At 67.7% G+C, this 12456-nt stretch carries 10 protein-coding genes and 1 pseudogene; 4 read left to right on the top strand and 7 right to left on the bottom strand.

The features are described 5' to 3' along the window. Positions 1 to 15: 15 nt before the first annotated feature. On the bottom strand, positions 16 to 441 hold the full coding sequence (flgC, locus tag L5014_RS16695; protein WP_238464835.1) for a flagellar basal body rod protein FlgC: 426 nt from the start codon (positions 439 to 441) through the stop codon (positions 16 to 18). A gap of 54 nt (positions 442 to 495) precedes the next feature. After that, entirely contained in the window at positions 496 to 1056 is a 561-nt protein-coding gene (locus L5014_RS16690) for a flagellar basal body protein (RefSeq protein WP_238464834.1), read from the bottom strand. A gap of 238 nt (positions 1057 to 1294) precedes the next feature. Between L5014_RS16690 and flgA the strand changes: the two genes are divergently transcribed. The 3 genes from flgA to L5014_RS16675 all read left to right on the top strand — a co-directional run bounded on the left by flgA (position 1295) and on the right by L5014_RS16675 (position 3768). Beyond that, positions 1295 to 2695 carry a flagellar basal body P-ring formation chaperone FlgA gene (flgA, locus tag L5014_RS16685; protein ID WP_238464833.1) on the top strand — a complete coding sequence of 467 codons (1401 nt, stop codon included), beginning with the start codon at positions 1295 to 1297 and terminating at the stop codon, positions 2693 to 2695. Positions 2696 to 2895: 200 nt separating this feature from the next. Then, complete coding sequence (gene flgM / locus L5014_RS16680; RefSeq protein ID WP_238464832.1) at positions 2896 to 3246, top strand: flagellar biosynthesis anti-sigma factor FlgM; 351 nt, start codon at positions 2896 to 2898, stop codon at positions 3244 to 3246. 75 nt (positions 3247 to 3321) lie between these two features. Beyond that, positions 3322 to 3768: a flagella synthesis protein FlgN gene (locus L5014_RS16675; RefSeq protein WP_238464831.1), complete on the top strand. Its 447-nt coding sequence runs from the start codon at positions 3322 to 3324 to the stop codon at positions 3766 to 3768. A gap of 374 nt (positions 3769 to 4142) precedes the next feature. Here the strand turns inward: L5014_RS16675 and L5014_RS16670 are convergent, their stop codons facing one another. Genes L5014_RS16670 through flhF form a run of 3 tightly spaced genes read right to left on the bottom strand, consistent with a single transcriptional unit; the run spans position 4143 to position 8079 of the window. Next, on the bottom strand, positions 4143 to 4874 hold the full coding sequence (locus L5014_RS16670) for an RNA polymerase sigma factor FliA (protein WP_238464830.1): 732 nt from the start codon (positions 4872 to 4874) through the stop codon (positions 4143 to 4145). Positions 4875 to 4892: 18 nt separating this feature from the next. After that, a complete protein-coding gene (locus L5014_RS16665; RefSeq protein WP_238464829.1) occupies positions 4893 to 5921 on the bottom strand; it encodes a MinD/ParA family ATP-binding protein in 1029 nt (342 codons plus the stop codon). Then, complete coding sequence (flhF, locus tag L5014_RS16660) at positions 5914 to 8079, bottom strand: flagellar biosynthesis GTPase FlhF (protein ID WP_238464828.1); 2166 nt, start codon at positions 8077 to 8079, stop codon at positions 5914 to 5916. Before flhF ends, L5014_RS16665 begins: the two co-directional genes overlap by 8 nt. A 348-nt stretch (positions 8080 to 8427) precedes the next feature. Here flhF and L5014_RS16655 point away from each other — a divergent pair, with 348 nt between their 5' ends. Continuing rightward, entirely contained in the window at positions 8428 to 8670 is a 243-nt protein-coding gene (locus tag L5014_RS16655) for an HAD family hydrolase (RefSeq protein WP_238464827.1), read from the top strand. A 70-nt stretch (positions 8671 to 8740) separates the two neighbouring features. Here L5014_RS16655 and flhA read toward each other — a convergent pair whose 3' ends face one another. Beyond that, on the bottom strand, positions 8741 to 10840 hold the full coding sequence (flhA, locus tag L5014_RS16650) for a flagellar biosynthesis protein FlhA (RefSeq protein ID WP_238464826.1): 2100 nt from the start codon (positions 10838 to 10840) through the stop codon (positions 8741 to 8743). Between the two features lie 188 nt (positions 10841 to 11028). Beyond that, positions 11029 to 12207, bottom strand: a pseudogene (flhB, locus tag L5014_RS16645) (flagellar biosynthesis protein FlhB); the annotation flags it as partial. Between the last annotated feature and the right edge of the window lie 249 nt (positions 12208 to 12456).

Here is a 12456-nt window from a genome sequence, read left to right as displayed (position 1 = left end):
CTCAGGTGCCGACGCTCAGGTGCCGATGGTCAGCGTCTTGAGCATCAGCGTCTTGGCGGTGTTCAGGGTTTCGATGTTGGCTTGATACGAGCGCGAGGCCGAGATCATGTTCACCATCTCCTGCACCGGGTCCACGTTCGGCATCGTGACGTAGCCATTGGCATCCGCCGCGGGGTTGTCGGGCTCGTAGCTCTGCTTCATGGGCGTCGGATCGTCGATCACGCCCGTCACTTTCACGCCGCCCACCTGCTGGCCCGACGCGGTGTGCGCGCCGCCGAGCGGGTTGACCGCGAACACGACCTGCTTGGCCTTGTAGGGCTGGCCGTCGGGGCCGGTCGTGCTGTCGGCGTTGGCGAGATTGGACGCCGTCACGTTCAGGCGCTGCGACTCCGCCGACATGGCGGAGCCCGCAACGCTGAAGATATTCATCAGGGATGGCATGGTTTCGTTGTCCTTTCGGATGGCTATTGCGTCTTTGCCTGCTTAACGTTTGTGTCAGCTCGAACCCGACTGGATCGCCGAGAGCATCGTCTTGATCTGTTGCGAAAGCACCGTCATGCCCGACTCGAAGTGCAGCGCGTTGTCGGCGAACTGCACGCGCTCGGTGTCGAGATCGACGGTGTTGCCGTCGAGCGCGGGCTGCGTCGGGATGCGGTACATCACCGGGCTTTTGTAGGTGTCCGCCGGGCCGCCGGTCGGGATCAGCTTCGCGTTGCCGCCCATGTGGCCCGCCTCGGTCGCGGCCATCGACATGCCGCTCGTCACGCCGGCAGGCTGCGCCAGCGCGAGCGGCTGGAAGTTGCCGCGGGCTCCACCCGCTGCACCCGTTGCGGCGGAAGCGCCCGGCGTAGCGACGCCCGACGTAGCGACGCCCGGCGTGGCCGCGCCCGCCTGTTTGAGCGCACCCGCGAGCGAAGCCGAAAAATCGACATCGCGTGCCCGGTAGCCCGGCGTATCGGCGTTCGCGATGTTCGAGGACAGCAACGCCTGGCGCGTTGCGCGCACATCGAGCGCTTCGCGGCCAAAGGCGAATTCGGCGTCGAGTTTGTCCAGCATCGGGCGTTCTCCGTGACTCGAAATGAGGGGCTGCGCGGGGCGCGCATGAGCGCATGCATTGCGCATCCGGCAACCGGGCAAGGCGCAAAGGCCTTTTCGCATGGAGACGAATGTTAGGCGTGGCTGGCAAGAACCAATCGGACGAATAGCCGGTAAAGGCCCCCTCTATTCGACGCAAGCGCGCAGGGTGCGCCGCCTAGAATGCGAGGCGTGTCAATGCAATGAATGGAGAACGACGATGCCGCAGACAGCCCCCTTGCGCGCGCGCCGCGCGGCAGCGGCGAGCCGCGCGCACCGAGGTTCGGCCATGCGCGCGCTGGCTCCCGCGCTTGCGGCGCTGGGCGTCGCCGCCGCATTGACCCTGAGCGGCGCGGCGCACGCGCAAAGCGAAGCGCCAGATCAGCAGATCTATATTGCGGGGCCCGGCGATCGCGCGGGCTCGGACGCCGCGCAGATGAACGCGATGCTCGCCCAGGCGAGCAAGGCGAAGCCGGGCGGCGGTGCCGGCTCGATGGGGGCCTCGGTCAATGGCAACGTCAACGCCAACGCCAACATCAACGCAAACGCCTATGCGCAGAACGCGGCCATGCTCGCGCGCGGCGCGCAAAGCGATGCACTAAACCGGCAACAAGAGCTGGCGCAAGCGCAAAGCCAGCCGGGCATGATCACGATCCCCGGGCCCGGCGAGCGCGGACGTACAGCCGAAGCGGCGACGCCCGAGATCGTCACGATTCCCGCGCCGGGCGCACCTGGTACACCTGGCGTACCGGCAACGCCCGCGATGCGTCCCGCTCTAGCGCGCGCCGTGCAGCCGATGCGCGTGAACGTCGTCACGCCGTCGCGCGCCGTTGCGCCCGTCGTCGTCGAAACCGCCGCGCCGGCTGGCGCCGCAAGACTGCCCGCCGTGCCGGTGTCGCGTGCGCCGGAAACGCGTGCGCCGACTGTTGCCGCCCGTCCTTCGCCCGCCGCAAGCATCAGCGCCGTGGCCTACGGCCAGACCGCGCAAATACCGGCCGGCCAGGAAGACGGCGAGCGCATCCGCGCCACCGCGCTCGCCTTCCTCCAGCAGCAATCAGCGGGCTTGCCGGGCAAGGTGAGCATCACGGTCGGGACGGTCTTCCCGCGCGGCCTCGCCGCCTGCGCCGCGCTCGAGCCCTTCATGCCGCCCGGCGCGCGCATGTGGGGCCGCACGACCGTGGGCGTGCGCTGCGTCGGCGCGAAGCCGTGGACGCTCTACGTGGTGGGGCGCGTGGCCGTCGACATCACTTATTACGTGGCCGCCCGCCAAGTCGACGCGGGCCAGACGCTCTCCGCCGCCGACTTCGCGCCGCGCGAGGGCGACCTCGCGAGCCTGCCGCGAACCATCATCACCGATCCCACGCAAGCCAATGGCGCGGTCGCGCTCGCGCGCATCACGGCAGGCCTGCCGCTGCGCACGGACATGCTGCGCAGCGCCTCCTCGGTGGTGATCGGCCAGACGGTCAAGGTGATCGCCGTGGGCTCGAACTTCACGATTTCCTCGGAAGGCAGCGTGCTCAACAACGCCGCGCCCGGCCAGATGGTGCGCGTGCGCACAGCCGGCGGGCAGATCATCAGCGGTGTCGTGAAAGACGCCGCAACGGTGCAGGTGCAAATTTAGGGCGCGAGTCCTGGAAACCGCGGATTCTGGAAACCTCGCGGATCGGGGAAAGCTCGGAAAACGCGGTGTGGCGAAGGTGTGGCGGAGGGGGCGGCAGTGGGCGCAAGGATACGTAACAGCATGTAACGGCAGGATTTTCGCGCTAAAGTTCGCGCGAGCCGTTGCCGTTATCAAGGCCATACGGATCAGGAAGCCATATCGTGAAAATCGACCCCTCCCCTCGCAACGACGCGCGCTCGCTCCAGGATGGCCCGGCGCGCACTCAGCAAGGCGAATCCGCGAGCGCGCTGGGCGCCAGCGGCACGGCATCCGGCGCCGCATCGAGCGCCATTGCATCGGGCACCAGCGGAGATGCCAACGTGAGTCTTTCGTCGCTTTCCTCCTCGCTGCGCTCGCTCGCAGCGAGCGGCGCCGCCGACATCGACATGGGTCAGGTCCAGTCGATCAAGGACGCCATCAAGAACGGCACGCTGCAAATCGACGCCGGCAAGATCGCCGACGGCATTATCGAAACCGCGCGCGGCCTGCTCAAGCCGGCCTCGGGCGGCTAACAGCACAGGCGGGCACGGGCGCGGGAGCACCGCGGCACGCGCCGGCCCGCAATCCGCATTTTCAGGTGGTCCCCGATGAAAGACGCGCTTCTCGCCACATTGATCGACGAACACGCCGCGGTTGAGGCGTTCGCCTCGCTGCTCGCCTTCGAGGAGAAGGCGCTCACGACGGCGGACGGCATCGGCACGCTGCCGCGCATCGTCGAAGAGAAGGCGACGCTCACGCAGCGTCTCGCGGGGCTTGAGAAGGCGCGCGACGCGCAACTGGCCGGGCTCGGCCTGCCGGGCGGACGCAAAGGCATCGAGATGGCCTGCGACGGCGACGCGCGGCTCGCGGGTCAATGGGCGCTGCTCAAGGGCTCGACCGAGCGCGCGCGCCGCCAGAACCTCACGATCGGCATGATGATCCGCACGCGCATGGAACATAACCGCCGGGCGCTCGCGATCCTGCGTGGTGAAACGGGTGGCGGTGGGTCGATGTTGTATGGGCCGGATGGACGGTTGCCGGCGTTTGGGTTGTAGGCGGGGTTTTTGTGCGGTGAGGGGTTGGGTGGGGGATTGGAAAGCCGAAGCGGGCGGGCTTCGGCTTTTTTGTTTTGGGGCGCAGCGTGGGGTGCACTGGGGGTGCACTGGGAGTGCGCCGCGAACGTCCGGAGCACTGGAATTGTCCGGTTGAATGTAGGGATCGGCGGGCGCAAAAATGACTCGCAACCCATTGATTTATATTGCCTTCTTCTGAATATTGCAGCGGCCAATGTAGGTTTCAATGTCGCGTAGCAAGCCGTCTCAGCAAAGTCCTCAGGCCGCGCTCACGACAACAAAAAAAGCCGGGACGCTCCCGCGCCCCGGCTTCCCCTCCCTGTCGGGCGCCCAAACCCCGGCGCCGCGCCTGATGATTAATTCTCCGTGTCCGCCCAGGCCATCTCGCGCAGCCGCGCGCGCAGGCGCGCGACGGCCTGGCTGTGCAACTGGCACACGCGCGACTCGCTCACCTCCAGCACCGCACCAATCTCGCGCAGGTTCATGCCGCGCTCGTAGTAGAGCGACATGAGCAGCTTCTCGCGCTCGGGCAGCCGCTCGATCGCTTCGACCAGCGCGCCGCGCAGGCTGTCGTCGAGCAGCGCCGAGAGCGGGTCCGAGTGATCGACGCAATAGCGGTCGAGGAACGGCTCGTCGTCGGCGGCGCGGTCGAAGTCCTCGTAGTAGATGAGCTGGCTGCCGTGCAGGTCCTGCAACATGCTCTGGAACTCGTCGAGCGGCATCTGCAAATGCTCGGCGATCTCGGTTTCGCTCGCCGAGCGGCCAAGCCGCTGCTCCACCTTATGCACCGCGCTTTCCACTTCGCGCGAGGTGCGCCGCAGGCTGCGCGGCAGCCAGTCGTTGCTGCGCAGTTCGTCGAGCATCGCGCCGCGAATGCGCTGGCTCGCGTAAGTCTCGAACTGCGCGCCCTGGTCTTCCTTGTAGCGATTCGCCGCGTCGAGCAAGCCGATCATGCCGGCCTGAATCAAGTCGTCGAGATCCACGCTCGCCGGCATCTTCGCCACGAGTTGCAGTCCCAGCCGCCGTACCAGCGGCGCGTATTTCGCGAGCACAGCGGCCTGCGAAATCTTTCCCTGAGCGTTGTACATCTGGCTCTCCTATGTCCGTCACGCGTGCTGATGGGCCGTGCGCTGCACGGGCGGGTCCGCCCGCCATCGCGCATGAGCCGGCGCAGGCGCGGATGGAACGCCCGTGACCGATGAAACGAATGAATCTGCTGAATTGGCCGGGTTTGCCGCGTTTGCCGGAAGTGCCTGGGCGTCGCCCGAGGCCGCAAGCGCGGGGCGCATCGGCCAGTGCGGCAACTCGGCGGCCACGTGGCGAAAATCGCGCGCGGCGGCCGTCGACGGAAATGCATCGACGATGCAGCGCGCCAGTTGCAGCGCGCGCGGCATGTGCGGGTCGGCGGCCACGCTGCCCGCGCTTTCGAGCGACACCGTGAGGTAGCGGCTCGCCACGTCCGCGAGATTCTCGAGTGCGGCTTGCGCGTCGGTGGTGCTCGCCACGTGGTTTGCGAGTACGCGGAACTGGCCGATCGCGTGCGCGAAATGCAGCCGCTTTATGCATGCGTAGGCGTCGGTGATCGCCTGCGCGGCCACGCGCATCACGATCAGCACGTCGTGCGCATGCAGTGCGAGCGGCGAGAGCGCGCCTTCGGCGTCGAGTTGAGCGTCGATCAGCACGAAATCGGCGGGACCGGCCAGCACTTTGCTCAACTGCGCGTTCATCTGCGCCTGCGTGTACGGCGCGCGCGGCTCGCGCGGCGCGGCCAGCACGCCGAAGCCGAGCGCATGGCGCCCCACGGCTTCGTCCAGCGCCATCTCCCCGCGCATCACCGCCGCGAAGTTATCTGCGAGGCTTCTGGCGACGTTGCCTGCGAGGCTTCCTGCAAAGCGGCCGGAGGTGCTGCCCGCGCCGCGCACGCCGCCGAGCTGCGCGTTCACCGAGCGCGGGCCGAGGCATTCGTCGATGACGAGCACGTCCTTGCCCTGGGCCGTGAGCGCAGCCGCAAGATTGATCACGACGGTCGTGCGCCCGGGAGCGCCGGGGCCGCCCGCCACGGCGATCACGCGCGAGCCTTCGCGCGCGAGCAGCCGTCGCAGGCCTTCTGCCTGATCGATCACGAACTTATCCAAACCGGACCTCGGGGGCTTGTGTGTTCGAACGCGTCGAGAGCGCGGAGAGCAGCGCGGGAATGTCGTCCTCGTGCGGCACGAACGGCGAGCGCTCGCGCGGCACGCAGAACGCGCTGCGCACGAGGAAGCGGCGCGTGGCCACGTACAGGTTCTCGGGCACCTTCTGGCCTGTCGAGACGTAGTGCACCGGCAGCTTGTAGCGCAGGACCGTGTCGAGCGTGCTGCCGAGGTTGGTCGCCTCGTCGAGCTTGGTGAGGATGCAGCCCGTGAGCGGCGAGTTGTCCGGGCCGCTCTGGTACGCCTGCACGACTTCGTTGAGCGTGTCGCCGTGGCTCGTCGCCGAAAGCAGCAGCAGGCGCTGCACCGGACGGCCCGCGCTGCACAGCATGGCGATCTGGTCGGCCACGGCGCGGTCGCGCTGGCTCATGCCGATCGTATCGATCAGCACGATGTGCTTGCTCTTGAGTTCGGTGAGCGCGAGTTGCAGATCCGCGCCGTCGCGCACCGCGTGCACGGAAACGCCGAGGATCTTGCCGAAGATGCGCAGTTGCTCGTGGCCGCCGATACGGTAGCTGTCGGTCGTGAGCAGCGCGACCTTGCTCGCGCCGAAGCGCATCACGCAGCGCGCGGCGAGCTTCGCCGTGGTCGTGGTCTTGCCCACGCCGGTCGGACCCATCAGCGCGAACACGCCGCCGCGCTCCATGAGCGACTCTTCGTCTTCGAGCACGGGCAGGTTCGCTTCGAGCACCGACTGCACCCATTCCATGCCGGCTTCTTCGGTTTCCACGCTGGGCAGGCGGTCGACCACCATCTTCACGAGCTGCGCCGAGAAACCGGCCGCGAAAAGCTGCTTCGTGAGCGTGCTCTGCACCGGGTTGCGGCGCTGGCGCTCGCCCCACAGGAGGCCCGCGAACTGCTCTTCCATCATGCCGCGCATGGAGGCGAGCTCATGCATGACGGTTTCGTTGACGACCTGCTCGATGCGCGCGCGGATCGCCTCGCTCACTGTGTGTGCGGTGCTGGACGCGGCGGGCTGGGCCATTGATGCGGCCGTGGTGGTTGCGGTGGCCGAGGCGTGCTGCGCGGCGTGGGTGACATGAGCAACGTTGGCGACATTGGCGGCGCCATGGGCGACGGGTGCCGGGCCGGCCGCATCCGGGCTCTGGCCGATGCTGCGGGCGGCGCGACGCGCCGCGACGTGCGCGGCCTGGCGCGCCCATTCGGGGGTGCTCGCCTCGACATCGGCGGCATGCACGGGGTCGGCGGCCACGCCGAGACCGCGCGCCATGGCGGCTGCGGGCGTCATGCCGGCCTGCTGGGCTTGATCCTGCTGGCCCGACTGCTGGCTCGCAATGCGGCGTGCGTGATCGATCAGCCAGGGGTTCGATTCGGCCATCGTGCGCGGCGCGCCAGATGGATCGGCTAGCGGCTGTGTGGCAGCCTGTTCGAGCCGCATGGCGGCGTCGCGGTCCGCTACGCTCGCCAGAGCGCGGCTCATGGCGCTAGCAGTCCGCGCGGCGCCGAACGGCTGGGCGGCTTGCATCGTCTGCGCGGTCGGCGGCATCGTCAACTGCTGCGCGGCCTGGGCGGCTGCTGCACGCGAGGCCGCGAACGGCTGCGCCACGGCTTCGGAGGCTTCGGCGCTGAGCTTCGCCTGGGTGGCTTGCGCGAGCGAGACGGTGGCGTCGTCGCCGCCGTCGGCTTCGTCGTGCGCTTCGTCGTGCGCGTGGGCGTTCGATCCGGTGGCGTCGCGCTCGACACCCACTTCCGGGCTCGCGCCGAACACCGACGAGAACACGTCGGGCATGCCGCCGCTTGCGTAGGGGTTGCCCACGGGAGCGGCCACGGCGGCGGGTACCGCTGCGTTCGCGGCGGGCTGTGCGCCAAAGGCAGTACGCGGCGGCTTTGCCGCGAAGCCCGCGCCGCCTTGTGCCTGACCGTTGCCGAACGCAGCGCCTGCGGAAGGCGCGCCGCCAGAGGGCGCTCCGCCATCCGCCGGCGCGATCGCCGCGAGGTCGCGGTCCGCGAGCGCGACGATCTCGACGCTGCCATCGTCGAGCGTACGGTTCGACAGCACGACGGCGTCCGCACCCAGCGCTTCGCGCACGAGGCGCAACGCGTCGCGGCTGGTGCCACCGATGAATTTGCGAATGTTCAAGCTATGCCCCTGATGAGGTGGGCGGCCTGTGCCGCCGGTCGATCACGTCTGGATGGCTGCGAGCCTGGCGCTCTCGCGCGGACCCTTCTCCGATGTTGGAATTATTTCGAAGGTGAGCCCTCGACGATCGGTGGATCAGGGCGGGGAAAGGTGGGTAATTCGGGGGATGGGGGGAGGCGCCTGTGGTTGTGCGCGAGGCGGCGGTGCAGGTCGATCATCGGGGCCATGCGCCTTGATTCGAAGCAAGGCGTAGGTCGGTGCGGAGCCCTTAAAGTGGCGCCCTGGCCCCGGCGAAGGCCATGTTGCGCAACCGCCAGCCCCTGCCTTTCACCACGGAGAATCCACACGATGGAAACGCTAACCCCTCAGGATTCAGTCGACATCGAAGACCTGAAAACCCGCCTCGAAGCCATTGTGGCGTCGGCCGATCATCCGGTGGCCGTCCTGCAAGACAGCAAGCCCGTGGCGTTCCTCGTGCCGGCTGGATTGTGGGAGACGCTATGCGAGGCGCTCGAAGATATCGAGCTGTGCCGCATCGTCAGGGCTCGCCAGAACGAACCCATGGTCGCGGTGAAAGTGAGCGAGCTGTGAGTTGAAAAAGCGACAAGGCCCGCGTTGAGCAGGCCCGCTTCCAATTTGGGCGCGCGTCAGCGCCCCCACCTCACCCCGCCCCCACCCCATTCACCACCCGCACATTGCGCGTATCCGGCACCTCGGCATACGAGAGCACCTTCAACTGCGGCAGACTCCGGCGCAAAAAGCGCGAGAGCATCGGCCGCAGCGCATGCTGCACCAGCAGCACGGGCGCGAGTCCCAGCGCCTGCTGACGCCCCATCGCCATTTCGGTCTGCGTGAGCAGCGTATGCGCGAGGCCCGGCTCCAGCCCCGGGTTTGGCCCGGAGGTGAGTGTCTGCGACAGCACGCGTTCGAGATTGGCGTCGAGCCCCATCACCTGCATGTCGCCGTTGCCGGGGAACCACTGCTGCGTGATCGCGCGGCCCAGCGAGATGCGCACCGCCGCCGTGAGGTCGTGCGCGTCGGGCATGCGCGGCGCGTGCTCCGCCAGCGACTCCATGATCGTGCGCATGTCGCGAATCGGCACGCCTTCTTCCAGCAGGTTCTGCAGCACCTTTTGCAGCGTCGTGAGCGCCAGCACCTTCGGCACGAGGTCGTCCACGAGCGATGGCGTGTCCTTCTGCACGCGCTCGATGAGCGCCTGCACTTCGCGGCGCCCGAGCAGTTCGGCGGCGTGCGTCACCACGAGGTGATTGAGGTGCGTCGCCACCACGGTGCTCGAATCGACCACGGTATAGCCGAACACCTGGGCCTGCTCGCGCATGTTCGAGTCGATCCAGATCGCGGGCAGCCCGAACGCCGGGTCGGTGGTCGGCGTGCCGGGCACCACCGCGCTCACCTGCCCCGGATTGATCGCGAGCCACTGGCCCGGAAACGCCTCGCCCGAGCCCACTTCCACGCCCTTGAGCGCGATGCGGTAGGCGTTCGGGCGTAGCTCCAGGTTGTCGCGAATATGAATGACCGGCGGCAAAAAGCCGATTTCCTGCGCGAACTTCTTGCGGATGCTCTTGATGCGCTTGAGCAGTTCGCCGTCGGTGTTTTTGTCGACGAGCGGAATGATGCGGTAGCCCACTTCGAGCCCGAGCGTGTCGATGAGCGCCACGTCGTCCCAGCTCGCCTCCGCGTTCTCGGTGGGGGCGGCTGCGGCCGGCAAGACTTCCGCGAGCACGGCGCTCGCCTTCTTCGCCTCGGCGCTCTTTTTCATCACGCGGCCGAGCTGGATCGCGCCCGCGCCCAGCAGCAAGAACGCGAAGTGCGGCATGCCCGGAATCAGGCCCATCACGAGGATGATGGTGCCGGTGATCATCAGCACGCGCGGGTTCGTGAAAAGCTGGCCGGTAAGCTGCGTGCCGATGTCCTCGTTGGTCGCCACGCGCGAGACGATCACGCCCGCTGCCGTCGAGATCACGAGCGACGGGATCTGCGCGACGAGGCCATCGCCGATGGTAAGCAGCGTGTAGGTCTCGCCCGCCGCCGCGAACGGCATGCCGTGCTGCACGACGCCCACAATCAGCCCGCCGATGATGTTGATCGCCATGATCAAGAGGCCCGCGATGGCGTCGCCGCGCACGAACTTGCTTGCGCCGTCCATCGAGCCGTAGAACTCGGCTTCCTGGGCGATCTCGGTGCGGCGCTTGCGCGCGGCTTCCTCGTTGATGAGGCCGGCGTTGAGGTCGGCGTCGATCGCCATCTGCTTGCCGGGCATGGCGTCGAGCGTGAAGCGCGCCGACACTTCCGCGATCCGCCCCGCGCCCTTGGTGATCACCATGAAGTTGATCACCATGAGGATCACGAACACGACGATACCCACGGCGAAGTTGCCGCCCACGAGGAAGTGGCCGAACGACTCGATCACCTGGCCGGCCGCGCCCGGGCCGGTGTGGCCTTCGAGCAGCACGACGCGCGTGGAGGCCACGTTCAGCGAGAGGCGCAAGAGCGTGGAGAACAGCAGCACGCTCGGGAACGCCGCGAAATCGAGCGGCTTCATGGTGTACATGCTGACGAGCAGCACCATCACCGAAAGCGCGATGTTGAAGGTGAACAGCAGATCGAGCAGGAACGGCGGCAACGGCAGAATCATCATGCCGAGGATCATGCAGATCAGGATCGGTCCAGCGAGCGCGCGCAGATTCGTGCTTTGCAGCACCTCCGGGCGCCGCGCGAGGAAACCGGTGCGGGCGTTCATTCTGTGGCTCCTTCATTGCCGCCGCGCGCGTTATTGCTCGCTGCGTTGCGCGTGTCAGTGCGATTCGCATTGGAATCCGCGTTGCGCGCGGTATTCGTTGATGCGGTGCTTGATGCTGTGCTTGATGCGGTATTCGATGCCGCGTTTGGTGCGCTACCGGGTGCCTTGCCGCTGGCCGTGCGGTCCTCGGGCGAGAGCGCCTCGTCGGCTTCGTCGGCGGCGTCTTCGTCGCTTATGGCGCCCTTGTCTAGCTCAGGCGGCACGTCGAGATCGGTCGGCGCCATCGGCACGTCGCCGCCATGTTCGCGAAAGCGCTTCAACTGGTAGACCCACGCGAGCACCTGCGCGACCGCGCCATAGAGCGGGCCGGGAATCTCGCGGTTGATATCGACGTTGTAGTAGAGCGCGCGGGCGAGCGGCGGCGCTTCGAGCAGCGGCACGTTGTGCTCGGCGGCGAGTTCGCGGATACGCGCCGCCACGAGGTTCACGCCCTTGGCGACCACTTTGGGCGCACGCATTTCGCCATCGGTGTATTGGAGCGCGACGGCGAAGTGCGTCGGGTTGGTCACCACGACGTCGGCCTTGGGCACCTGCGTCATCATGCGGCGGCGCGCCATGGCGCGCTGCTGCTGGCGAATGCGGCCTTTCACGTGCGGGTCGCCTTCGTTCTCGCGGTGCTCGCGCTTCACTTCTTCCTTGGTCATGCGCAGCTTGCGGTGATACGACCAGAGCTGGTACGGCACGTCGATGGCGGCCACCACGAACATGCCCGCGACGGTCGTGCCGCAGCACACGGCGATCAGATGGAATGCTTCGGCGAATGCGCGCGGCGGGGGCTGCATGGCGAGGCCGAGGATCTCGTCGCGCCGCACCCACAGCGCCGAGCCGCCGATGCCGCCCACCACGAGCGTCTTCGCGAGCGACATGCCAAGCTGGATCGGCCCGTTCACCGAAAAGATGCGCCCGAGCCCGGACACCGGATTGAGGCGGCTGAATTTCATCTCCAGCGACCGGGTCGAGAACAGCCAGCCGCCCAGCGCCATGGGCGCGAGCAGCGCGGCCGCGCCGGTCAGCAACAGCACGGGCAAGAGCGCGAAGAGGCCTTCGCGCGCGGCCACGCCGGCGCCCGTGAGCATGCGTTTCGTCTCGAAGGCGCCCGCGTGGTTGAAGGTGAGCGCGCCGCGCAACATCGTTTGCAGATGCTCGCCGATGGTGCCCGAGAGCATCCACGCGCCAAAGCAGCCCGCCGAGAGCAGCGCGAACGTGGCAAGCTCCCGCGAACGCGCGACCTGCCCCTCCTCACGCGCCTTTTCGAGGCGCTTGGGAGTGGCTGATTCGGTCTTTTCGAGGTCGCTGTCCTCTGCCACGGATGCTCCGGTCGGCGGCGCACGCGCACCCGCCACCCCTGCGGTGACGGCGCACGCCCTTTTTCAGTGAGAGCGATTATTGCCTCGGGGCGCAAGCGGCGATTGGCGGAGTAAGGCAGGGAAACCGGGGTATTTCGCGGGATGGGATTGCTGCGCGGGAAGCGGAGAACGAAGGGAGAACGAAGGCAGGAGAACAAAAGCGCCCGGCACGCATCGGGCGGTGTGCCAGGCATGCGCGCCCGCCACAGC

This window comes from Paraburkholderia tagetis, from assembly GCF_022213065.1.
Classification (GTDB): Bacteria; Pseudomonadota; Gammaproteobacteria; order Burkholderiales; family Burkholderiaceae; genus Paraburkholderia; species Paraburkholderia tagetis.
This window is presented reverse-complemented; position numbering and strand designations above follow the sequence as displayed.